Source organism: Ligilactobacillus agilis, assembly GCF_025311475.1.
Taxonomy (GTDB): domain Bacteria; phylum Bacillota; class Bacilli; order Lactobacillales; family Lactobacillaceae; genus Ligilactobacillus; species Ligilactobacillus agilis.
The window spans coordinates 1694040-1718421 of the sequence record NZ_CP104397.1; the positions used below are offsets into that span (position 1 = coordinate 1694040).

Here is a 24382-nt window from a genome sequence, read left to right on the forward strand (position 1 = left end):
AGTTTAAATACCTTACTCCTATAATATACTCCCGTCTGTAAGCGTTGTCAAACTATTTTTAAGTTTTTTTACTTAATTTATTCAACTTGTCCTTCCTCCTATTAAAGCCTATACTAAGTAGTAGTTTATTAGGTTAGGATGTTCACACTATGATTAATACTAAACAATTTCAACTCTCGCTTTTTTTAGGGTTAGTGATTACTTTAATTCACCTCCTGTTGGAATTCACCCAACTTAACTCTGGAACTAACCTTACTTTTGACACCCTGTTACTCTTTTTCCATACTAAGTTTTTCCTACTTCCCATCCTGGTTTGGTTCTTAGAGTACCTAGTCAATACTAGCATCTGCTACTTGTTTTTCCGCCTACTAACCCACCTCATCAAATTATTTCAATAGATAACAAAAAAGGCTGTGATAAGAGTAACTTTTCTTACTCATATCACAGCCTTTTATTTTGAATCAAACTAATATTTAGGCTTCACTTACACCCATTTCTTCTTCGACCACTGCTACAATCTGCATGACATAATCATGAACCTCCTCTTTAGTAGGAGCTTCTGCCATGACACGCAATAAGTCTTCGGTGCCACTAGGACGTACTAACACCCGACCATCGTCACCCATCTTATCTTCAACCTTAGCAATGACTTCCTTAATCTTTTCATTGTCCAAAGCAGCTTTTTTATCAGTTACACGGACGTTGACTAATTCTTGTGGATAAGTCGTAACTTCAGCTGCCAGTTGTCCTAAGGTCTTACCTGTTTGCTTAATAATGTTTAATAGCTGTAAAGCTGTCAACATCCCATCACCAGTAGTATTGAAGTCCAAAAAGACTACGTGGCCTGATTGTTCCCCGCCAAGATTGTAACCATTCTTCCGCATTTCTTCAACGACATAGCGGTCACCAACCTTGGTTTTTACTGAGTTTAACCCATTAGCTTCCATTGCCTTATATAAACCAATATTAGACATGACAGTGGTTACGATGGTATCCTTTTTCAAACGACCACGTTGACTAAGATATTTACCACAGATATACATAATCTTATCGCCGTCTACAATTTCACCATTTTCATCAACTGCAATGCAACGGTCCCCATCGCCATCAAAGGCAATTCCGACTTGTGCGCCCTTCTCAAGCACAAACTTAGCCAAAGCTTCAGGATGAGTTGAGCCTACGCCGGCATTAATATTAATTCCATCCGGGCTAGTTGCCATCGTTTCAAAATCGGCATTTAAGTCGGCAAATAATCTTGAAACCAAGGCACTGGTTGAGCCATTTGCACCATCAACCGCAATATGTAGCCCAGTTAAATCGTCTGGAATCGTTTGTTCTAAAAATTGAGTGTACTTCAAAGCCCCTTCTTTATAGTCGTTAATCCTACCCAAGCCTTCTGCAGCTGGCCGGGGAAGGTTATCGCTAGCTTGATCTAGCAGTACTTCAATTTCTTCTTCTTGATCATCAGATAATTTGTAACCATCACTACCAAAAAACTTAATCCCATTATCTGAAGCTGGATTATGGGAGGCAGAAATCATAATCCCGGCATCGGCATCTTGTAAGCGGACAAGGTATGCCACCCCTGGGGTTGTCATTACTCCTAAGGTGAAGACTTCAATCCCTACGGATAATAAGCCAGCAATTAGGGCGCTTTCTAACATTTGCCCAGAAATTCTTGTATCACGAGCCACTAATACCCGGGGAGTTTTCCCACTTGCATGCTGTGTTAGGACGTAACCTCCACAACGCCCTAATTTGAAGGCCAATTCAGGGCTTAAACTTTGATTGGCAATCCCTCTGACACCATCTGTACCAAAATACTTCATACTATTTTAATCCTCGTTTCTTTAACTTAATTCTCAACTTCATCACTGCTACTAGAACTACTTAACTGGCTACTAGTACTCGAAGAACTAGTTGCTTCAGAACTACTATCATCCGTAGCTACCGTTTCCTTCGTACTACTGGCACTACTTGTTTCAGCTTGTGAACTAGCCTGGGTTTGCTTTTGAGCAGTACTTGTTTCCTTTTGACTAACACTGACGTTAACCGTAACCGTGGTTGGGCTAATAGCAGTTATCCCGCTTTGACTTGGAGACAAGCGGACATTTTCGACCGTGTCTGCCGTCACCCCGGTAATTGATACCGGCACGTCTAAGCGGTTCAATTTGCTTAAAGCCTCCTTAGTTCCGTGGACAGTCACTGTCTTAGTATCCGAACTAAAACTATACTTCATATTGCTTACCCCTTCGCCCCGTGCAACTAAGTTAATTGGGACCTTTTTACTTGCACTAGCCGTATAAATCGGCACTGTTGCCGTTACGTTAGCCGGGGAAATAACAACGTTTAATACTTTACCACTTTCATCTAAGGCTTGCAAAGCCACGTTTTTAGCGTAGGTCTCATTGGCATTACGCGGCAAATTCAGGTTAGCCACCACTTTATCTAGGTTATTAATATCTTTAGCGGCCCCCGTTACCGTCACATATGCTTGTGAACTATATGCTTCTCCAGCGGCATACCCACTTGCAATCCGATTGCTATCATACCTAACTTGAACCGCTGTTTTCTTAGTCTTTTTCTTACTAATTCGTACCGTAATCTTTTCGGGAATGATTTTTACGGTCAACTCACTACTTAGACCTGAATCTTTCAACCTAACGGTGTGGACCCCTGGTTTTAAGTCATTTAAGTCGGCATAAATTTCAAAGTTTTGTGTATTTTTAGCCGCAATTACTAGCGCCGACGGGCCACTAATTTTGACCTTAACCACATCGGGATACCCACTTACAAAGTATTTATCGCTATTAACATTTAGTTTTAAATCTGTTTCTAGTGTAATTGTTTTATTAGAAACTAAGCTACTACCGAAGGTCCCGGAATTACCACTACGCGTCGTATTTCCTTTTTCAGATGTTACGTAAAATGAAAGTAACAAGGCAAAAAATAGGGAAATTAGCCGGTAAAAAAGCTTAGAGTTAAAAGCTTGTCTTACTTTCAATGCTTATGTCCCCCTCCTTTTATCATCCCTTCAATAAAGCGTGTAACTGGATTGGTCTTTACTTCTTCTTGCCGCGGAACTAATTCGTTACGCAACAATTTCAAATAATCCTGCTGGGTAAGGTCACGAATCAACTCGTTATTCTTCGTAACTGTTACCCCACCGGTTTCTTCTGAAACAACAATTGTTAACGCATCAGTTACCTCACTGATTCCAACCGCTGCTCTGTGTCTAGTTCCGAGCTCTTTAGGAATTAAATTACTCTCAGATAAAGGCAAGTAGGCGGCTGCTACTGCAATCTTATTATCCTTAATAATTACGGCCCCATCATGTAAAGGGGTATTAGGAATAAAAATATTGATTAGTAACGCACCCGTGACATCGGCATCGAGGCTTATTCCAGTTTCAATGTAATCTTCTAAGCCGGTATTTTGTTGGATAGTGATTAAAGCACCAATCCGCCGTTTAGACATATATTGAATGGCTTGATCCAAAGCTTCAACCATTTTTTCTTCTTGATTGCCGGTTTTATTATAGGTAAATACCGAACCACGCCCTAGATGCTCTAAGCCCCGTCTGATTTCAGGCTGGAAGATAATGATAATTGCAATAATCCCCCAATTAATAACCTGATCCATAATCCACGATAGAGTTTGCAACCCTACATACCAACTTATTAACTTAATTACAATAATGACCAAAACACCCTTAAATAACTGAACAGCTTTGGTCCCCTTTAAGAGCATCATTAATTCATAAATAACAAACCATACCAGGCAAATATCGATTAAATTAACAAAATTACGCAGGGTGAGCAAATCTCCCCAATTAATTGCCATTAGTAAGATCACCCCTCTTTTTAAATTTCTTTTTCATTATATCACGACTTTAAAAATTATTTTAGCTTTGCTCAATTGACCGCCAGCTAAATTTTAATGGTCACCACTAAAAAGTTAAAATATCCCTAAATACAGTTTTTTAGTAAGCAAATTTTCTTAGCATTTGTTAGAATAGTAGTAATAAATTCTAGGGTGATGTTTTATGTCTACGAAATCTAAATGGTTAATCCGAACAGCGTTTTGGCTGTATATGTTGTATGTCTACCTAACCGTTGTCCGTCACAACTCTTTTTATAGTTTTTTACTTTTAAATACTTTTTTAGCCTACATTCCAATTGAACTTTCCTTTCACATTAAGGAAAAACAAACTGGGCTGTTATTTTATCCCCTGTTGATTGGTTGGTTATTATTTTATCCCAATGCCCCCTATATCTTAACCGACCTCTTTCACCTGGCGCGGATGACCCCTTACAATCCGACTACAGGTTTAATGAGCTTTAACTTGCATATGTGGCTAAACTTTACCAACTTAGTTTCCTCAGCATTAGCAGCATCCCTAATCGGAAATTGGAGTCTCCAATACGTAGCGGATGTCATTTGCTTGCGCTTCAAACTGCATAATAATTTCGGGCGCCTAAGCATTGTCACGCTCTTGCTACTATTATCGTCAGTCGGCATTTACGTTGGCCGGTTCTTACGGCTCCACACCGCTTACTTATTCTTAAACCCTAATTGGGTAATTGAACAACTGCTTAACATGTGGAGCATCCGGATGCTAGCCTTCGTTTGCTTCATGTTCTTACTACAACTAATTATTTGGTTGAGCACCTACTTAAGTTACCTCGCTTTTAGAAATATGGATTCTAAGTTCAATTAACAAAAACCGTTTGAAATCAAGTTCGATTTCAAACGGTTTTTTATTACTTACTTTTTGTTTTTTTAATCCAACTAACTGTCACGCCCGATAATTCGAACTTCTGTTTCTAAATCCACATCAAATTTAGCCTTAATTTCTGCTTGAATATGATGAATAACATCTAGGTAGTCGCTAGCGGTCGCATGGTCCACGTTGACAATAAAACCTGCGTGCTTTTTAGAAACCTGCGCCCCCCCACTTTGGTAACCTTGTAGGCCAGCATCACAAATTAATTTACCTGTAAAATGTCCTACCGGCCTCTTAAAGACACTCCCACAAGAAGGATATTCCAACGGCTGCTTAGAAGCCCGTAAGAAGTTCAATTCTTCCATTCGGTTACGGATTGCATACCTATCACCCGCCCGCAAACTAAAAGTTGCTTGCAAAACAATATCGTCTTCTTCTTGGAGGCGGCTGTGCCGATAAGCAAAGTGGAGTTCATTATTTTGGTAAGTTTTTAACTGACCATCGCGGGTGATAACTTCGACTGATTTAACAACGTCCTTAATTTCTCCATCATAAGCACCAGCGTTCATAAAAATAGCTCCCCCGATACTACCAGGGATACCCGCAGCAAATTCCAAGCCAGTTAACCCGGCTTGATATGCAACTTGAGTCGTTTTAATTAAAGAAGCTCCGGCCTGGGCCAAAATAAAATTACCCTCAACCTTGATTTCATTCATATCGGTTAGAATAATCACTAGCCCTAAGATTCCACCTTCTTTGACAATCAAATTACTAGCATTGCCAATTACAGTCACAGCTACCTGGTTTTCCTTAGCAAATACCAACAATGATTTGATTTCAGCAACATTTTTAGGAAAGGCTAGGCATTCGGCCGGACCACCCGTTTTAGTATTTGTATATTTAGCTAATGGCTCAGCTGCTAATATTTTGATTTTCGGAAACTTAACCTTAAATTCTTGTGCTAGTTCAGTCATTATAATAATACTTCCTCACATTTTAATAATACTACCCCATTTTAGCATTTTTTAAGGCGTCTTGCTTGATTTAGAACCCACTTCTGTTAAACTTTTAACGTAAAGTCAAAATTTGAAAGAGGGACTCCTATGGATTTTGTTGCCTTTGATTTTGAAACAGCCAACGCAAAGAGAAATAGCGCTTGCTCACTAGCATTAAGTGTTGTTCGTAATGGTCAAATTGTCGATGAATTTTACTCGCTAATTAATCCCCAAGCTGAGTTTGCTCCAACTAACATTCGCATTCACGGGATTCGGCCTGCTGATGTAAAAAAGGCACCAACTCTAGCCGAGCTGTGGCCTCATATTCAGTCTTTTTTCCAGCCCAACCAGTTGGCTGTCGCCCATAATGCTAGCTTTGATTGTAGCGTTTTAAAGTGCACCCTGGAAAGTTATGACATTACGGTACCACAATTTTTGGTCTTAGATACCCTAAAGACTAGTCGGAAATTTTTTGCCGACTTTCCTAATCAAAAGCTCGACACTATTTGTCAACGACTTAATATTTCACTTCAAAACCACCATAACGCCTTAGCCGATGCATCTGCTTGTGCTAACATCTTACTTTACCAAGCAAACCATTTTGGCAGCTCCGCCTTGGTAGATTTTATTAAAACTTATCCCAAATAAAAAGTACCTAACAAGTTGGTTTCACAAAACCACTTTGTTAGGTACTTTTTTAAAACTAAATCTTTAAGAACTTACTCATTGATAAACCAGAACCTAAAGCCCCGATAACAATCCCAATTACGGCTAAAAGTAAGTCGATTTCCCATAAAAACTGACCTGGTGTTAACAACCTGTATGCTGTTCCTTCAAAGGACTTGGATAAAACAGCGTAAGCCCAGTTGTAACCGAAATCAACTAATATAATTGGAATAACGGCACCAAGCAACCCTGTCCAAGCTCCTTCTAAAACAAACGGCCAACGAATGTAGCTATTAGTAGCTCCCACTAAGCGCATGATTCCAATCTCATCTTTACGTGATAAAATCGTAATCCGAATTGTGTTGGAAATCAAGAACACAGCCACGAATAACAAGAGGACACTGATAGTTAAGCCCCATTTTTGAATAGTTGCTACGGCTTTAAACAACTTCTTAGCTGCTACTCCACCATAACGAGCATCGTAGACGTTCTTAATCTTCTTAGCTTGCTTGGCAACCTTGATGGTTTGGTCGGGTGAGTTAGTCTCAACAATGTAAACATCGTAGAGCGGGTTACTGTCCCCTTGGAACAAACGGAAGTCATCACCGTAAACCCCAATTACATTTTTTAATTCTTGCTTACGGCTGGAGAACTTAATCTTCTTAACGGCCTTGATTTTAGTCAAATCAGCCTTAATTTGTTTAATCTGTTCCTTGTTAGTTCCACGGTTAATAACTACTCGAACTTGCACGTCCCTTTCAACGTCATGAGCAACTTTATTGATATTTAATAAGACTGAGAGTAATACCCCTACCAATAATAAGGTTACTGTTACAGCTGAAATTGCAGCAACTGACATCCAACCATTACGTCTTAAACTCTTAAAACTTTCGGTCAGATGACGCTTAAGCGTTAGCGTCTTCATTACTATAAACCCCTTCCTCTTCATCACGAATAATCTTACCACCATTAATTTCTAACACCCGGTGTTTGTATTCATTCACTATAAAACTGTTGTGAGTCGCCATTACAACCGTAGTTCCTTGCTTATTAACCCGTTCTAGAATTTCCATAATTCCTTCGGCGGTTTCAGGATCTAGGTTACCAGTTGGTTCGTCAGCAATCAAAATGCTTGGCTCGTTTGCAATTGCCCGTGCAATCGCCACCCGTTGCTGTTCGCCCCCTGACAATTCCGCTGGAAAATTATCCCGCTTGGCACTTAGACCAACTAAGTCTAAAACGCGACTTACCCTTTGTTCAACTTCTTCTGGGGTTTTTTCAATTACTTGTAAAGCATAGGCGATGTTTTCAAACACTGTTAGCCGTGGTAACAACTTGAAATCTTGGAAAACAATCCCCAATTCGCGCCGTAAAAATGGAATTTCCCGACTCTTAATACTTTCCAAAGCATATTCATTTACAATAATGCTCCCCGATGTGGGGGCTTCTTCCCGGTACATCATTTTTATAAAAGTTGATTTTCCCGCCCCACTGGGACCGACAACGTAAACAAATTCGCCCGGCTTTATTTTTACCGAAATATTGTTGGTTGCTGTAATATTATTATCGTATTTTTTTACGACGTTTTTAAATTCAATCAAAAAAGTTACCTCCCTACAGATTGTAATAGCCTTAATAATTATATCATTTTGGCTTAGCTTAAGGTTGCAATTAAATTACAGTTACTTATCATTATCCCCACTTGCTTTGTGAATGTTCCACTGGAGATAAGCGTTGATAAAGGGATCTAAGTCCCCATCCATTACCGCGCCAGTATTACCAGTTTCGTAGCCAGTCCGGTGGTCTTTAATCATTGAGTAGGGGTGGAAAACATAAGATCTTATTTGGGAGCCCCAAGAAATATCCAGCTGTTCACCCTGCAACTTGGCTTTTTCCTTTTCCTTAGCTTCTAATTCCAGTTGATACAACTTAGATTTCAACATACTTTCGGCCGTAGCCCGGTTTTGGAATTGCGAACGTTGAGCTTGACTCGAAACAACAATTCCCGTCGGAATGTGAATCAACCGTACCGCTGAAGAAGTTTTATTGATATGTTGCCCCCCAGCTCCACTAGCTCGAAAGACTTCCATCTTCACATCTTCTGGCCGTAACTCTACTTCAACAGAATCATCTAGCTGAGGCATAACATTTACAGAGGCAAAAGAGGTATGCCGTCTGCCCGCCGCATCAAATGGTGAAATTCTCACTAAGCGGTGAACCCCTTTTTCACTTCTGAGGTAACCGTAAGCGTTTGTCCCTTCAATTAGTAGGGTAACACTTTTAATCCCCGCTTCATCTCCGGCCTGATAATCTACTGTTTCAACCTTAAATCCATGCTGGTCTGCCCAGCGCGTATACATTCTTAATAACATCGAACCCCAATCTTGCGATTCAGTCCCACCAGCTCCAGGGTGGATTTCTAAGATTGCATTGTCCTTGTCATAAGGTTGGTTCAACAAAATGCTTAGTTGGTAGGCTTGTAACTTGTTAGCAGCCGCCGCATAGGTTTGCTCTAGTTCCGCTAATAATTCTTGATCGGTTGGTTCTTCAGCCACCATTTCTAAGAGCACTTCTAAGTCCTCAACTAGCTTTACTAACTCTTTGAAATTATCATACTTAGCCTTTAATTCATTATTCTGATTAATCAACTTCTGAGCGGACTCTTGGTCATCCCAAAAGCCCGGTTGAGCCATCTTATTTTCGTTAAGGGCAATCTCTTCTTCTAATTCATCTAAGTCAAAGAGACCTCCTAAATTCTAAGATTTTTGCCTTCATCGTGGCAATTTCACGTTTGTAATCACTATATTCCATTTTATCCTCCATTCAAAAAGCTGAAAAGCAAGCTTACTTCAGTCTTACCTTCCAGCTTTATTTTTACCGCTTAATATTTTGGCGAATTTCTGCCTTCATGAAGAGGCGGGTAACATCGTATTCAATATCCCCAATCATCTGTTCAAACATTCTGAAACCATCTGATTGGTATTCAACCAACGGATTCAATTGTCCGTAACCACGAAGACCGATTGATTGGCGTAATTGATCCATTTCATCGATGTGATCAGTCCACCGGGAGTCTACCACTCGTAAGATAACAACCTTTTCAAATTCTAGCATTTGACTAGCATCATATAGTTGTTTTTCTTTTAACTTATAGTTAGCCTCGGCACGGTCCATTAAGTAAGCAACAATCTCATCAGGAGTCTTGCCAACTAAATCTGCCAATTCAATGCTATCTTCATTAACCATTGCTGATACAGCAAAATCTAAAATAGCTTGCAAGTTCCACTCATTCTTTTCACCCTGAGTATGAACTTGAACTGTATGCTCTACAGTTCGCTTAATCATTGGCATAATTACACCCTTGAGTGACTTATCTTCCATGATTACTTGTTGCCGTTGGCTGTAAATAATTTCACGTTGAGCCCGCATTACATCATCGTATTGTAACACTTGCTTTCTAGTATCGTAGTTATTACCTTCAACCCGCTTTTGCGCAGATTCAACTTGCTTAGTAATCATCCGTGATTGGATAACCGCATCATCATCGGCCACTTTCATTCGTTCCAAGAATGCCTTGATTCTTTCTGAACCAAAGCGTAGCATCAAATCATCTTCCAGCGATAGATAGAATTGTGACACCCCTGGATCACCTTGACGACCTGACCGGCCCCGTAACTGATTATCAATCCGGCGCGATTCGTGCCGTTCTGTCCCAATTACGGCTAAACCACCAAGTTCACGAACACCCGGCCCCAGTTTGATATCGGTACCCCGACCGGCCATGTTAGTAGCAATTGTGACAGCTCCTCTTTGCCCGGCATTCATAACAATTTCAGCTTCCCGGGCGTGGTTTTTGGCGTTTAAGACAGAGTGAGGAATTCCCTCTTGATCAAGCATATGTGACAAAAGCTCAGAGGTTTCCACAGCCACCGTCCCAACCAAGATTGGTTGGCCAGCTTCATGGCGAGTCTTAATATCTTCTACCACCGCTTTAAACTTACTCTTTAAAGTTGGATACAATAAATCAGGCCGGTCTTCCCGGGCGATTGGCCGGTTAGTTGGAATTGTCACAACTTCCATGTTATAGATTTCCCGGAATTCTTCTTGTTCCGTCTTGGCAGTCCCAGTCATCCCCGAGAGTTTCTTATACATTCTGAAGAAGTTTTGGTAGGTAATGTTAGCCATTGTTTTAGTTTCTTCTTCAATTTCAACGTGTTCTTTAGCTTCGATAGCCTGGTGCAACCCATCGGAGTAGCGGCGACCATCCATAATCCGCCCTGTAAATTGGTCAACAATCAAGACTTCCCCATCTTGGACCACATAATCTTTATCCCGTAACATGATAAAGTTAGCCCGCAAGGCATTATCTAAGTGGTGATTTAAGGCCGTGTTATCTGGGTCATATAAGTTGGTTAACCCAAAGTATTTTTCACCCTTCTTGATTCCTTCCTCAGTCAAGGAAACAGTCTTAGACTCCAAGTCAATCTTAAAGTCTTCGTCTTCCGTCAGCGTTTTAGCAAACCGGTCTGTCCGCGTATAAAGCATGGTTGACCCAGTTGCTTGCCCTGAAATAATCAGCGGTGTCCGCGCTTCATCGATTAAAATAGAGTCTACTTCATCGACAATTACAAAATTAAGTGGGCGTTGTACCATATCTTCTCTGTAAACAACCATGTTATCCCGCAGGTAGTCAAAGCCTAATTCACTGTTAGTGGAATAGGTAATATCAGCCGCATAAGCTTCCCGTTTTTCAGCTGGAGTCTTGCTAGCAATATTTAAGCCAACTTTTAATCCTAACCAATTGTAAAGCTCACCCATTTCACTGGCATCACGACTGGATAAATACTCGTTAACAGTAACAACGTGTACCCCTTCTCCTGATAAGGCGTTGAGGTAAACAGGCATAGTAGCCGTCAAAGTCTTTCCTTCACCAGTTTTCATTTCTGCAATATTACCTTCGTGAAGAACAATCCCCCCGATGATTTGAACCCGGTAAGGATATAGGCCTAAGACCCGACGAGCTCCTTCACGTGCAACCGCAAAGGCTTCTGGCAAGAGTTCATCTAAACTACTGCCATTTTGGTAACGTTGCTTTAATTCTGGTGTTTTTGCTTTTAATTCTTCATCTGATAAAGCTTCCATCGTACTTGCATAAGCTTCAACTTTATCAGCAATTTTTCCTAAACGCTTTAATTCACGTTTATCACTTTCAACCCATTTTCTTAGGAAATTTGCCATCTTATAAATCCTTCCTAATTTGTTTTCTTTTAAAAAAATTAAATTTCAATTTAAAATTTAGTATACCAAGGTATATTCTAGCATTATTTTCAGAAAATTTAAACATAAAAAAGGGTTGCCACTATCGACAACCCTCCCTAGCACTAGCTAGCTATCTTATTTAGTTAGCGAAGACTAGTCTTCGTCACCTGCTTCGATTAAGCCGTAACGTCCATCCTTACGACGGTAAACGATGTTAATGCCTTGGGTTTCAGCATCTTCATAGATGAAGAAGTTGTGGCCTAACATGTCCATTTGTAAGACAGCTTCTTCACTGTCCATTGGCTTCAAGGAAACATGCTTTGTACGCACGATTTCAAACTTCTTATCTTCTTCTTCCTTTTCTTCGGCTTGAGGAACAAATTCAAAGGAAGCAAAGCCTTTTTCACGTGACTTGCGATTAACTTTTGTCTTATACTTACGGATTTGACGTTCAAGTTTATCAGTCACCAAATCAATACTTGCGTACATATCAGGTGAGGTTTCTTCAGCCCGTAAAACTAAGTAAGGCAAAGGAATGGTTACTTCTACCTTGTATGTTTTGTCGGTGTAAACTTTTAGATTTACATGAGCTGTAGAATTTGAAGTATTCTCGAAGTACTTTTCTAACTTAGTTAGTTTCTTTTCTACGTATTCGCGAATAGCTCCTGTAACTTCGATATTTTCACCACGAACATTGATTTTTAACATGGTAAACCTCTCCTTTCAACACTAAGTATCACTACTTAGTTCAAAGATAGGTTCTTATATGAACCATATCTTATCTACACTTTTATTATAATAGAAAGCGGTTCATTTAACAATTGTTATAGACAGATTTTTCCCTTTTTTTAGACTTTTTTCGCTTTTTTTAACGGCTAAGCGTCACACTTCTAACCAACGCAGCCCCGTGTTTTTTTAAAACTGCACGGGCATGATACAGTGTCCGACCGGTTGTATAAACGTCATCTAAAAGTACCACCTTCTTTTGCAAAATTTCCTCCTCACTTCCACTATAATTGAACGGTTGCTTGGTTTGCATTCGTTGGCGGCGGTTCTTCTTAGATTGCTTTACCCGTCCATGAGTTTGTTTCATCTTTAATACCTCAGTTAAAGGCAAAAGTTCTGCTAGACCTATCACCTGGTTGAATCCCCGCTGGCTCTTACTTTCCTGATCGACCGGAATAGGAACATACAGCCAGCCTTGCTTAGGAGGATAGTTCTTAACAATAAAGTCACACCACTGCTTTTGAAAAACGTAACGCAAGCGGTAATCGCCTAAAAACTTATACCTTTCTAAGTAGTCCTTCATTGCTTCGGTCTGGTAGCTATACAGGGCTTTGTTAGTTAACAACTCTGGGGCTACTTGTTGCCAACGCAAGCAGTCTGAACACAGCTTGCCCATCTCACTCAGCCGGCCACACCCTGGGCAAGTTAATTTATTATCTAACCTGATAAAATTAGCAGCACAGCGCTCACATAGGTATTTATCAACCAGCGGTTGCAATGTTAAAAACCATTTTAAATCAAAGTGGTAAGTTAGGTCTTGTTGACAAAGTAAACACTGCTTATTCATCTTGCTTCAACTTCTTTCCCTTACGATTGAGAAACTTAATTTGCTTGCAGGCGGCTTTTACCGTCCGGGTATAATCTTGACAAAAGAAATAAACATCCCCGGTAGGTCGCGCCTTATTTCTCCCCGCTCGTCCTGCAATCTGGACCAAAGCAGCCGTCGAAAAGTTGCTATCGTCTGCAGCTAAAACCATAATATTAATCCCAGGAAATGTTACCCCCCGCTCCAAAATAGTAGTCGTAACTAAGTACCGGTATTCCTGCGCCCGCATTTTAGCTACCTTCTCAATTCGTTGACCATCGTTAGCGTAGACCGTCTGCCCCTTTAATTCTGGCTTTAACAAGTTAGCAATAGCTTGGTAGACCGGCTTTAAGAGGGCAATTCTTGGAACAAAAACTAAAAATTGATATCCTTCTTCCTGCCACCTTAGTAGAATTTTTTTAATTTTTGAATTCAAAATTCCCTCGTCAAGCTGACTGCGTAATTTAGCAACTGCGACTAAGTTAATTGTTGGCAGTAGGTAGCCATGAAATCGAAGTGGGAGGTAACTGACCGAGAGTTCTTTTTTCTTAACAGCCGCTAACAGCTCCCTACTGGGAGTTGCAGTTAGGTAGACTAGCGTACCGCCTGGGATTAGCGCGTTATTGGCGGCATAATGAAGTCCTTGATCATCTACAAAGGGAAAAGCATCGACTTCATCAATTATCAACAGGTCAAATGCCTGGTAAAAACGCAATAGCTGGTGGGTGGTTGCAACTACTAGCTGGGTATAACGGTATGGCTCCTTAGCGTGGCCGTGAAGTAAAATCATGGGGGTTTTTGCAAATGCAGCTTGTAACCTGGGAAATAATTCGTTACAAACATCGACCCTCGGTGAAGCAAGTCCCACCCGCTTTCCAGTTTGGAGGGCCCAGTTAATGGTTTCAAAAAGCATCTCCGTCTTTCCCGCCCCCGTTACAGCCCACAGTAAATGTTTGCCCCCGTGTTTAACAACCGTTTGTAGTTGAGCCGAGCACTTCTCCTGGTACTTAGATAATTGTCCCTGCCAAGTTAAACTATTTTTTTGGTATTCAAATAGGTGGGGCTCTGGTAAATTATAAAGCCGGTCAGCACTAGTCAGCCGTCCTAACAGTAGGCAATTAGGACAATAGTACTTTCCAGTTGGAAGCCGGGCTAACTTTAAACTAGTAGTCTGCCCGCACCTTTGACAAATCACTCCTCGCTTACCTACCACCAAAGCAGGTTTAACCCGGAGATTATTTAAGCCCTCCAAGCCTTTTTCACCCAAAACTATTTGGCGACCGTACAAAATGCTTGCATCCATAGTAATTCCCCCTTCATAATATAAATACGCAAAAAATTCAGATTACTGGAGGAGTTACATGGAAAATGAGACATATTTAACCATAAAATCATCTGGTTCTTATAAACAAACGATTAAGAAGTCAGATTTCATTTGCAGTCTCGCTCGAACTGAAACAGAAGCAGAAGCTAAAGCCTTCATCGCCCAGATTCAAGCCCAAAATAAAAAGGCCAACCATAACTGTTTTGCCTACACTTTAGGCTTAAATGACGAAATCCAGCGCGAAAGCGATAACGGGGAACCTTCAGGAACAGCCGGCGTACCCATTTTAGAGGTGCTTAAAAACCTTTCCCTCCATAACGTCACCGCAGTCGTTACCCGTTACTTTGGCGGTATCAAGTTAGGTGCTTCAGGGCTAATCCGAGCTTATTCAAGCACTACCAGCCAGGCCATCAACGAAATCGGCATCGTCAAAAGGGTTATGCAAAGAGAGCTCGCACTTCAAATCGCTTATAACCAACAAGGTCGTTTAGAAAATTATTTAAAACAAAATAACTATCACATCCTAAATACTGACTACGGAGTTGACGTTACTATCAAGATTGCGGTTGACCTTGAGAACGTTAATCCTACTGAAGCTAACCTCATCGACCTTTTAAACGGCCAAATTCAAATCACCCCCGGCCCTAGTTTCTACAACGAAATCCCCTACCAACCTCATCACTAACAAATAAAGGATGCCCTGTCAAAGAGCATCCTTTATTGTTATTTATGTCGATCTTCTTTATCACGGTCGCGACGTTCACGCGCACTTGTCATTAAAACTAACTTTTTAATTCCATCAAGTAAGGGTTGCCGCCCATCTCCTACTAAGCCGATTAATTCCACAAACAACTCTAATCCTAGTAGGGTAGCGACTGTTAACAGCACTGACCCCCACAAGTTTGACAAGGGGTACAGCAAGGAAATGAATGAAAAGATTAAAGCAATTCCATAAATTACCAGCACTGTTTGGCGGTGTGAAAGCCCCATTTGCATTAAGCGGTGGTGTAAATGATGCTTATCTGCTTGCGAAATTGGTTTATTATTCAACCATCGCCGCAAAATCGCGTAGACTGTATCCGTAATCGGAACACCCATAATTATCACTGGGATAATAATCGTAATGAACGTCGCATTCTTTAAGCCATACAAAGAGAAAACAGACATCATAAACCCAATGAATAATGAACCCGTATCTCCTAAATAGATTCTAGCCGGGTGAAAATTATAGGGCAAAAAGCCAATTAAAGCAGCAACTAGTGTAAACATCATGATTGACACAAAGGTATTGGTTACATTTAAGAAGAAATACCCTGTCACTGCACTGGTTGTTAAAGCTATAATTGAAACCCCGGTCGCCAACCCATCCAGACCATCAATCAGATTAACTGCGTTGGTGATAGCTAGAATCCAAATAATGGTGATAGGAAAACTCAGCCAGCCTAGCGGGATTACCCCTAAAAATGGTAAGGTTAGCGTCGTCATCCTTACTTTGGCAACAAAAAATACCACTAGCGCTGCCAAAAAAATTCCAAACATTTTTTGCCGGGGTTTCAATTCATAAATATCATCAATCACGCCCGTCGCAATTATGATTAACTGGGCTAAAATTAACGAATACAACTGACTACTTGGATATTGATTTCTTAATAAAAATAAATTTGCTAAATTAAATGACAAAAAGATTGCCAAACCACCCATTGTCGGCATGGGGATTTTATTAACCCGCCGCGCGTTAGGGTTATCAACTGCCCCTACTTTAAAAGCCAGCTGCCGAATAAACGGTGTTAGCAAGGCAGCCAGTAACATAGTGGCAAATAAAGACGCAAGGATTTTATACATATATCTGCCGTCCTTTTAAATCTAAATCTTAGTCAAAGCACTAACTTGACTGTAACAGTCAAATTTAACTGTCAACTATCATAACTTCTATGATAACATATCGCCAACCTTTTTTGGCATTGAAATAATAATCCCCCTTTATAAAAGCAAAGCGAAACGACCTTGACTAACAAATTATCAGTCAAGGTCGTTTTAGCTTATTTCTTCAAATGATAACTATAGGTCGAGACAATCACATTTTCGTGAAGATTTAATGCCCGCCGTAATTGTAAGGCGGTTTGGTTATGCAAGATATTTTGCCATGGCTTCTTAGGTACGAATTGTGGGACTAGAACTGTCACCGAATAGTTACGGTTAGCCGCATTTTTAGCAATTACATCAGTAAAGCGTAAGACTGGCTTAGTAACCGACCGATAAGAAGAGTGCAAATCGACAAACCGAACGTCAGGGAAGGCCTGCTTAAATTCCTTAGCCGTTTCATGTTCCTTTTTCGGATTAGTGTCAAAAGAAACGTGCATAGCAATCACGTAATCCCCAATCGAACGCGCATAGTTAATAGCCCCCGTCGTTACATGGGTAACTGAACTAACTAACACAATTACCGTTGAGCCATCGTACTTATGGAATTGTGCTTCCTCGTCCATTGTCAAACGTAACTGGGCGGCAATCTTAACATAGTGATCATGCACCTTATAAAACATAAACAGTAAGAATGGCATGATTACTAGGTATGGCCAAACATTGTCAAAGTGTAACCAGAACAAGAAAATCACTAAGGCAAAGGAAATTAATGCGCCTAATAAGTTGAAGCAAGCATTTAAGACCCAATTCTTTCCTTTTTCCCTAAACCAGTGAATAATCATCCCTGATTGCGACAAGGTAAACGGCACAAATACCCCCACTGCATACAGTGGAATCAAGAGGTTAGTTTGACCATGGAAAATAAAGATTAACGCAATCGCACCAACCGCCAAGAAAATAATCCCGTTAGAATAACCTAGGCGATCACCCTTATCCATAAACAGGTGGGGCATAAACTTGTCCTTAGCCATATTGTAAGCTAACATTGGGAAGGCTGAAAAACCTGTGTTAGCAGCAACAGCTAAAATCATAGCAGTTGCTAATTGAAGGAGGTAATAAAAAATCCCCTTTCCAAAAACTAACGCCCCAATTTGAGATAAGACCGTTTGCTCAGGATTAGGCATTACCCCTAAGTAATAACTAAGGAAGGTAATCCCAGCAAAGAAAGTCGCCAAAATTAAGGACATAATTGCTAAGGTATTAGCCGCGTTCTTTCTTTTTGGTTCCTTAAAGTTTGGCACCGCATTACTGATGGCTTCGACCCCAGTTAGGGAAGAAGACCCTGCAGAAAATGCCTTTAAAAATAAAATAACCGTCATGCCAGGAACACTAGCACCAATCGCAGCTGGAGCATGGTAAGCCAAATGACCGGTAGCAATATTAATTAATCCCCAAACGACCATCCCGACAATCATGATGACAAAGAAATAAACGGGCACGGTCAGAAATGAAGCTGACTCCCTCATTCCCCGTAAGTTCAAGGTCATGATAAAGAGGACAATTATTACTGAAATTGCCACACTATGGTCACGCAAAGCCGGCACCGCAGAGGTTATCGCTTCAGTCCCCGCAGTCACAGAAACCGCAACGGTCAGCATATAGTCAACCAATAATGAGCCCCCGGCCACTAACCCAGCACCTGTTCCCCAGTTCTTGGTTGCGACTACGTAAGCACCACCACCAGATGGATAGGCATGAATAATTTGGCGGTAGGACATTGTAATTGCAAAGAGCAAAATCAACACAATTCCAGCCGCTGGCATTGCATACCAAGTTGCAGCTGCAGATAAGGCAAATAACACGGTGGTTATCTGTTCGGTCCCGTATGCCACAGAAGACAAAGCATCTGAAGAAAGAAGTGCCAGGGCCTTAAACTTGGTTAAAGATTGCCCGCCTTCCTCTGCAGTTTTTAACGGCTGACCAATTAACAGCCGTTTTAAATAACGCCACATAACAATTTCTCCTTTAGCTAATCGTAATTATCACTTATTTAAAGTAGAAACTTTTTTGATTAAACACCACCATTTTACACCAAAAGCCCCAAAATTAGTAGCCACATCTTATTAAGACTAGTAGGGGCAGTTGTAAAATAGTACGCCCTTGATTTAATCATATTTACTTAGGACTTGCAAGCTAATTTTTTAACAAAGTTTTTCCATAATAAAAAAAGCAAGCCCCCTCAAGGGAAACTTGCTTTTAATTACACTTAATTTTAAATTACATCATACCGCCCATGCCAGCAGCTGGTGCTTGAGGAGCAGGATTTTCTTCTGGTTTGTCGGCAACAACCGCTTCGGTTGTAAGTAATAATGCAGAAACTGAAGCAGCATTTTGAAGTGCTGAACGAGTAACCTTAGTTGGGTCAACGATTCCGGCTTCAACCATATCTACCCATTCATCACTAGCAGCATTGTAACCAATACCGGCCTTTTGTTCCTTTAATTTTTCAACGATTACAGATCCTTCCAGCCCAGCGTTTTCAGCAATTTGACGAACTGGTTCTTCTAAGGCACGTTTAACAATGTTAATCCCAGTTAAAACGTCACCTTCAGCTTTAAGGCTAGCAACAGCAGGAATTACATTTACTAAGGCTGTACCACCACCAGGAACAAAGCCTTCTTCCACGGCAGCCCGGGTTGCATTTAAGGCATCTTCAATCCGGTACTTGCGTTCCTTCAATTCAGTTTCAGTGGCAGCCCCAACTTTAATAACCGCAACCCCACCGGCTAATTTAGCTAACCGTTCTTGAAGCTTTTCACGATCAAAGTCAGAAGTTGTTTCTGCGATTTGCTTCTTAATTTGTTCTACTCTTTCCTTAATTTGAGCTGAGTCACCAGCACCTTCAGTAATTGTTGTATTTTCCTTAGTTACAATTACCTTGTGAGCTGTCCCTAATTGGTCAAGGGTAGTGTCTTTTAATTGAAGGCCTAAATCATCGGTAATCAAAGTTGCACCGGTCAAGATAGCAATATCTTCCAACATTGCTTTGCGCCGGTCACCAAAGCCAGGTGCCTTAACAGCAACTACATTAAAGCTACCGCGAATCTTGTTTAAAACAAGGGTTGGTAAAGCTTCACCATCAACATCATCGGCTACAATCAAGAGTGCCCGCCCTTGTTGAACTACTTCTTGAAGCAATGGCAAGATTTCTTGGATGTTAGAAATCTTCTTATCAGTCAACAAAATGTATGGGTTGTCAAGGTCTGCTTCCATCTTATCAGTATCTGTTACCATGTATTGTGATAGGTAACCACGGTCAAATTGCATCCCTTCAACAACGTCTAAGGAAGTATCAATCCCCTTAGATTCTTCAATAGTGATAACCCCATCGTTACCAACTTTTTCCATCGCATCAGCAATTAAGTTACCTACTTCTTCACTTGCTGATGAAATAGAAGCAACTTGGGCGATATCACTCTTAGAAGCAACTGTGTGAGACATCTTGTGTAACCCTTCAACGGCAGCCTTAGTTGCCATTTCAATCCCAGTTCGGATACCAACAGGGTTAGCACCAGCAGTTACGTTCTTCATTCCTTCGTTAACAATTGCTTGGGTCAAGACAGTAGCAGTAGTTGTACCGTCACCGGCAATATCATTTGTCTTAGAAGCAACTTCGGCTACTAATTTAGCCCCCATATTTTCAAAATGATCTTCTAATTCAATTCCCTTAGCAATAGTTACCCCATCGTTTGTGATAGTTGGGGAACCATATGATTGTTCCAAGACAACGTTACGTCCCTTAGGACCAATTGTTGATTTAACTGTGTTAGCTAATTTGTCAACCCCGGCTAACATTTTTGAACGTGCATCTTCTGAAAACTTAATTTCCTTTGCCATTAAATATTCACCTCATATAGTAGTAAATTTAATAAAAACTAGTCAACGATTGCAACTAAGTCGTTTTCACGAACAACTAAGTAAGTTGCATCTTCATATTTAACTTCTGTTCCAGCGTACTTGTCGAATAAGACAAGGTCACCTTCCTTAACACTTGGAGCAACTTTTTGACCATTGTCTAAAACGCGACCTTCACCAACAGCGATAACCTTAGCTGTTTGAGGTTTTTCTTTTGCATTAGCGGCTAAAATAATGCCCCCAACTTTTTGTTCTTCTTCTTTTTGAACTTCTAAAATTACTCGATCTCCTAATGGTTTAAGCACGTTAAATCCCTCCATGTCTTTTTTTAGCACTCGTTAACTTTGAGTGCTAACTGATTACAACTATTACTATACTCACTTTAATTTAAAATTGCAAGACTTTTTTATCACTCTCGCCTGGCGAGTGCTAATTTTTTTAACCACGGCTTAACTGTGTTATAATTGACGCTGTTGAAATTTTACTTACAAGCAGAAAGGTTTTTTCAATGGCAAATTCTAAAAACGCGTTGGCATTAGTGCTTACTTATTTTCTAACACTTAACTTTGCCAACCTAGCTAGCTACTGGTGGGCAAAAAGTCCTTATATTTATCTGTTCCTAACAATTATTAACCTCTTAGGTGCGGGACTTATGCTGGGGCTTAACCACCGCTACCCTTATCACAATCAGTTTGAAAGACGACCAGCTCCCTGGTCTGTGAGTTTACTCTACCTCGGCTTAGGACTGTTAGGCTTATTTATTAGTCAAAAATTGGCTTTAGGGTTCGAGAGTTACGTTCTCCACCTTCCAAGCGCTTCTGCCAACACCCAATCTTTGCTAACCATTACGAAATCCTATCCGTACTACGCCTTAACTTTGATACTAGCCGCTCCACTTATGGAAGAACTCGTCTTTAGGAAGGTACTCTTTGGAACCGTTAGCGACTTTACAAATAAACTCTACCCCTTATTAGGATCAACTTTTCTCTTTGTGTTAGCCCATAACGATGGTCACTTCTTAGTCTATGCTTTTATGGGCCTAATCCTTAGTGGGGTCTACTATAAGACGGGAAGAATCAGTATTAGCGTGGGGTGTCACCTGGGAATGAACTTACTAATCTTGCTACTTAGCCAAACAATATAAAAAAGAGGGATTTTCACCATAATGTGAAAATCCCTAAGTTATTAGTCTTCATCCTTAGTGCCAAAGTGATCTAAAAAGTAAACCAAAGTTTGGAGTTCGTTGGTCAAATCAACGTTTTGGACCCGGACTGTATCTGGAACAGAAATTCTAAGAGGGGTAAAGTTCAAGATACCTTTTACCCCAGTTTCCATAATTTCATCAGTTACATCTTGCGCAACAGATGCAGGTACAGTCAAAATAACAATTTCAATCTGTTGTACCGTTAACTGTTCTTTCATATCAGACATTGGGTAGATGGGCACCCCACTTTGAATGGTACCCGTTATCTCGTCATTAACATCAAAGGCAGCACTGATTCGGACGTTATTACTCTTATGGAAGTTAAAGTTTAATAAAGCATGGCCAAGATTTCCGACTCCAATCAAGGCAACGTTAGTCAACTTATCTTGGTTAAGAATCTTTTTGAAGAACTTAATCAATGCTTCAACTTCGTAACCATACCCTCTCTTACCTAGGGCACCAAAATAAGAAAAGTCACGCCGAATGGTTGCCGAATCTACTTTAACAGCTTCAGCTAATTCCGTAGAGGATACCCTTTTTTTACCAGAATCTGCTAGAATGTTAAGGTAACGATAATAAATGGGGAGCCGCTTAGCTGTTGCATTAGGAATATTTTCAGTAGCCATTTTATTTCTCCTTTCACATAGTTCACGAATTAATTCTACCATAACCGCGACTATAAGGGAACAAAAAAGCGTTTACTTTTTCACAATCTTTTTTAAATTCAGTCGGTAAAATCCCAGCTTATCAAGCACTACATCTAAGATTTTCGCTTAAAAAGAAAGATTGTACATATTAATTCACAAACATTATTACTATTTAACACAAGCTAAAAACTACACAAGCAGGTGATATTTTCATGATTTTACTTCAAGCACAAGCCGTCGCCCGTCACTTTGGGGCAGACGTCTTGTTTTCAAACGTTAGCCTCGATATTCAAGATAATTCTCGGATTGGCTTAGTCGGCAAAAACGGAGCCGGTAAGTCTACTTTAATTTCAATGCTACTCGGTGACTCCGAACCAGATGAAGGCCAAATTGTCCGTAAAAAAGGCCTAACTATTGGCTACCTTGCCCAAACTACTGGCCTTGATTCCGATAAAACTGTTTTCGAGGAAATGAAGTCCGTCTTTGCTTACCTCCAAGAAATGGAAGTTAAGCTCCACCAACTAGAAGAACAAATTGCTACTAGCATAGACCATCAAAGCGCCGCTTACGAACAACTAACTAAGCAATACGATCAATTACTCCATGACTTTAACGCTCAAAATGGTTACGGCTATGAAAATGAAATAAAAGCGGTCCTCCATGGTTTCCACTTCGACGAAGATATGTATGACCACGCCATCACAGACCTTTCCGGGGGACAAAAAACCCGCCTAGCCTTAGCTAAATTACTCTTAGAAAAACGCGACCTCTTGATTCTAGACGAACCTACTAACCACTTAGACATTGAGACTTTAACCTGGTTAGAAAATTACATTCAAGGCTACCAAGGCGCACTCTTAATCGTTTCTCACGACCGTTATTTCTTAGATAAAATCGTCACCGAAATCTACGAGATTACGCATGGTCACTCTAATTACTATAAGGGGAACTATTCTTATTATATTAAGGAAAAAGCCGCCCGCTTAGCTCAGGAATGGAAGAGTTACGAAAAACAACAAGCAGAAATCAATAAATTGGAAGATTTCGTTAACCGTAACTTAGTCCGAGCTTCCACCACTAAACGGGCTCAAAGCCGGCGTAAACAACTAGAAAAAATGGACCGGTTAGAACGACCTGAAGGCTATGAAAAGGGCCCCCACTTTAGCTTTGAAGGCGAAAAAGAGAGTGGCAATGTCGTTTTAACCGTATCTGACGCCGCAATCGGCTATAATCAGACAACCATTGCAGCCCCCATTAATATCGATTTACGCAAACACAAGGTTATGGCTATCGTTGGCCCCAATGGAATTGGTAAGTCCACCCTCTTAAAGAGTATCCTAGGTAAAATTCCCTTTATCAAGGGTTCAGCCGAACTAGGAACTAACGTTACGGTAGGCTACTACGACCAGGAACAACAAAACCTTGACTTCAAAAAGACCGTACTTAATGAAATTTGGGACGAACACCCAACTATGCCAGAACGTGACGTCCGCTCGATTCTAGGTAGTTTCCTCTTCGTTGGTGATGATGTTAAAAAAATCGTCGGTAGCCTTTCTGGTGGTGAAAAAGCCCGCTTACTTCTAACTAAGTTAGCCTTAGAACACGATAATTTCTTAATTTTGGACGAACCTACTAACCACTTAGACATTGACAGTAAAGAAGTCCTAGAGCAGGCTATCCTTGATTTTAACGGCACAATTTTATTTGTTTCTCACGACCGCTACTTTATCAACAAGGTGGCCACCAGCGTCTTAGAAATCGAACCAACTGGTAGCACCCTTTACCTAGGTGACTATGACTACTATGTTGATAAGAAAAAAGAACAAGCCGAACTAGCAGCTGCTAAAGCGAGCGAACAATCTGACCAAACTGCACAAGCTACTAGCTCAGTTTCCGATTCTAAGTTAAGTTACCAGCAAAGCAAGGAACGTCAAAAGCAAGAACGTAAACTGCAACGGGCACAAGCTGAGGCCGAAAGTTTGGTTGAACAACTCGATGCGCAAAAGTCTGAAATCGAAGTTGCTATGACCGCTCCTGAAAACTTAAATGATTTAGGTAAACTCCAAGCTTTGCAAAAACAACTTGACCAAGTAACTTCCGACTTAACTGCCGCCGAAACTGCTTGGGAAGAGGCTAGTTTAGCCTTAGAAGAATTTTTAGAACAATAACAAAAACGGCTTGCAATCACGCTA

Annotated in this window: 22 protein-coding genes; 6 read left to right on the plus strand and 16 right to left on the minus strand. The window is 40.6% G+C overall.

Annotation, left to right across the window (positions count from 1 at the left end):
* Nucleotides 1-149 precede the first annotated feature (149 nt).
* On the plus strand, nt 150-398 hold the full coding sequence (locus tag N4597_RS08550; RefSeq protein ID WP_056975951.1) for a hypothetical protein: 249 nt from the start codon (nt 150-152) through the stop codon (nt 396-398).
* Nucleotides 399-473: 75 nt separating this feature from the next.
* Here the strand turns inward: N4597_RS08550 and glmM are convergent, their stop codons facing one another.
* From glmM to cdaA, 3 genes are read right to left on the minus strand one after another with little or no spacing between them, the layout of a single operon-like run.
* Nucleotides 474-1829 (minus strand): phosphoglucosamine mutase, encoded by a 1356-nt coding sequence (gene glmM, locus N4597_RS08555; protein ID WP_056975949.1) that lies wholly within the window; start codon nt 1827-1829, stop codon nt 474-476.
* Between the two features lie 26 nt (nt 1830-1855).
* Complete coding sequence (locus N4597_RS08560) at nt 1856-3004, minus strand: CdaR family protein (protein WP_089145039.1); 1149 nt, start codon at nt 3002-3004, stop codon at nt 1856-1858.
* Nucleotides 3001-3843: a diadenylate cyclase CdaA gene (cdaA, locus tag N4597_RS08565; protein ID WP_050610932.1), complete on the minus strand. Its 843-nt coding sequence runs from the start codon at nt 3841-3843 to the stop codon at nt 3001-3003. The genes N4597_RS08560 and cdaA overlap by 4 nt, the downstream gene beginning before the upstream one ends.
* A 202-nt stretch (nt 3844-4045) precedes the next feature.
* On the opposite strand from cdaA, the gene N4597_RS08570 reads away from it, so the two are divergent.
* On the plus strand, nt 4046-4720 hold the full coding sequence (locus N4597_RS08570; protein ID WP_192944865.1) for a DUF1361 domain-containing protein: 675 nt from the start codon (nt 4046-4048) through the stop codon (nt 4718-4720).
* Nucleotides 4721-4791: 71 nt separating this feature from the next.
* Here N4597_RS08570 and murB read toward each other — a convergent pair whose 3' ends face one another.
* The gene (murB, locus tag N4597_RS08575; RefSeq protein WP_050610930.1) at nt 4792-5700 is read right to left on the minus strand and encodes a UDP-N-acetylmuramate dehydrogenase; all 909 of its coding nucleotides are present in this window, start codon (nt 5698-5700) and stop codon (nt 4792-4794) included.
* 129 nt (nt 5701-5829) lie between these two features.
* Between murB and N4597_RS08580 the strand changes: the two genes are divergently transcribed.
* Entirely contained in the window at nt 5830-6369 is a 540-nt protein-coding gene (locus tag N4597_RS08580) for a 3'-5' exonuclease (RefSeq protein ID WP_089145038.1), read from the plus strand.
* Between the two features lie 55 nt (nt 6370-6424).
* Here N4597_RS08580 and ftsX read toward each other — a convergent pair whose 3' ends face one another.
* The 7 genes from ftsX to N4597_RS08615 form a co-directional block, all read right to left on the minus strand.
* Nucleotides 6425-7312 carry a permease-like cell division protein FtsX gene (gene ftsX, locus N4597_RS08585; protein ID WP_050610928.1) on the minus strand — a complete coding sequence of 296 codons (888 nt, stop codon included), beginning with the start codon at nt 7310-7312 and terminating at the stop codon, nt 6425-6427.
* Nucleotides 7293-7988 carry a cell division ATP-binding protein FtsE gene (gene ftsE, locus N4597_RS08590; protein ID WP_050610927.1) on the minus strand — a complete coding sequence of 232 codons (696 nt, stop codon included), beginning with the start codon at nt 7986-7988 and terminating at the stop codon, nt 7293-7295. Before ftsE ends, ftsX begins: the two co-directional genes overlap by 20 nt.
* Nucleotides 7989-8069: 81 nt before the next feature.
* Nucleotides 8070-9198, minus strand: a protein-coding gene (prfB, locus tag N4597_RS08595; RefSeq protein WP_101812090.1) for a peptide chain release factor 2 whose coding sequence is annotated in 2 segments (ribosomal slippage) — nt 8070-9125 and nt 9127-9198 — 1128 coding nt in all. Because the reading frame shifts where the segments join, the coding sequence is not laid out codon by codon here.
* A gap of 63 nt (nt 9199-9261) precedes the next feature.
* Entirely contained in the window at nt 9262-11625 is a 2364-nt protein-coding gene (gene secA / locus N4597_RS08600) for a preprotein translocase subunit SecA (protein WP_089144729.1), read from the minus strand.
* 174 nt (nt 11626-11799) lie between these two features.
* The gene (gene hpf / locus N4597_RS08605) at nt 11800-12354 is read right to left on the minus strand and encodes a ribosome hibernation-promoting factor, HPF/YfiA family (RefSeq protein WP_050610924.1); all 555 of its coding nucleotides are present in this window, start codon (nt 12352-12354) and stop codon (nt 11800-11802) included.
* Between the two features lie 160 nt (nt 12355-12514).
* Nucleotides 12515-13219 carry a ComF family protein gene (locus N4597_RS08610; protein WP_260903431.1) on the minus strand — a complete coding sequence of 235 codons (705 nt, stop codon included), beginning with the start codon at nt 13217-13219 and terminating at the stop codon, nt 12515-12517.
* Complete coding sequence (locus tag N4597_RS08615) at nt 13212-14540, minus strand: DEAD/DEAH box helicase (RefSeq protein ID WP_260903434.1); 1329 nt, start codon at nt 14538-14540, stop codon at nt 13212-13214. Before N4597_RS08615 ends, N4597_RS08610 begins: the two co-directional genes overlap by 8 nt.
* 58 nt (nt 14541-14598) lie before the next feature.
* Here N4597_RS08615 and N4597_RS08620 point away from each other — a divergent pair, with 58 nt between their 5' ends.
* Nucleotides 14599-15246 carry a YigZ family protein gene (locus N4597_RS08620; protein ID WP_170091278.1) on the plus strand — a complete coding sequence of 216 codons (648 nt, stop codon included), beginning with the start codon at nt 14599-14601 and terminating at the stop codon, nt 15244-15246.
* A gap of 38 nt (nt 15247-15284) precedes the next feature.
* Here the strand turns inward: N4597_RS08620 and N4597_RS08625 are convergent, their stop codons facing one another.
* From N4597_RS08625 to groES, 4 genes are all read right to left on the minus strand, one after another.
* Nucleotides 15285-16403 carry a glycosyltransferase family 4 protein gene (locus N4597_RS08625; RefSeq protein WP_089144732.1) on the minus strand — a complete coding sequence of 373 codons (1119 nt, stop codon included), beginning with the start codon at nt 16401-16403 and terminating at the stop codon, nt 15285-15287.
* A gap of 197 nt (nt 16404-16600) precedes the next feature.
* The gene (locus tag N4597_RS08630) at nt 16601-18436 is read right to left on the minus strand and encodes an APC family permease (protein ID WP_089144733.1); all 1836 of its coding nucleotides are present in this window, start codon (nt 18434-18436) and stop codon (nt 16601-16603) included.
* 265 nt (nt 18437-18701) lie between these two features.
* Nucleotides 18702-20321 (minus strand): chaperonin GroEL, encoded by a 1620-nt coding sequence (groL, locus tag N4597_RS08635; RefSeq protein ID WP_050610917.1) that lies wholly within the window; start codon nt 20319-20321, stop codon nt 18702-18704.
* A gap of 38 nt (nt 20322-20359) precedes the next feature.
* Nucleotides 20360-20644, minus strand: a complete 285-nt coding sequence (gene groES / locus N4597_RS08640) for a co-chaperone GroES (protein WP_056975923.1) — start codon at nt 20642-20644, stop codon at nt 20360-20362.
* A gap of 203 nt (nt 20645-20847) precedes the next feature.
* Here groES and N4597_RS08645 point away from each other — a divergent pair, with 203 nt between their 5' ends.
* On the plus strand, nt 20848-21483 hold the full coding sequence (locus tag N4597_RS08645) for a CPBP family intramembrane glutamic endopeptidase (RefSeq protein WP_089144734.1): 636 nt from the start codon (nt 20848-20850) through the stop codon (nt 21481-21483).
* A 41-nt stretch (nt 21484-21524) separates the two neighbouring features.
* On the opposite strand, the gene N4597_RS08650 is transcribed toward N4597_RS08645, so the two are convergent.
* Nucleotides 21525-22169, minus strand: a complete 645-nt coding sequence (locus tag N4597_RS08650) for a redox-sensing transcriptional repressor Rex (protein ID WP_050610914.1) — start codon at nt 22167-22169, stop codon at nt 21525-21527.
* A gap of 233 nt (nt 22170-22402) precedes the next feature.
* Between N4597_RS08650 and N4597_RS08655 the strand changes: the two genes are divergently transcribed.
* The gene (locus N4597_RS08655; protein ID WP_260903442.1) at nt 22403-24358 is read left to right on the plus strand and encodes an ABC-F family ATP-binding cassette domain-containing protein; all 1956 of its coding nucleotides are present in this window, start codon (nt 22403-22405) and stop codon (nt 24356-24358) included.
* Nucleotides 24359-24382 lie beyond the last annotated feature (24 nt).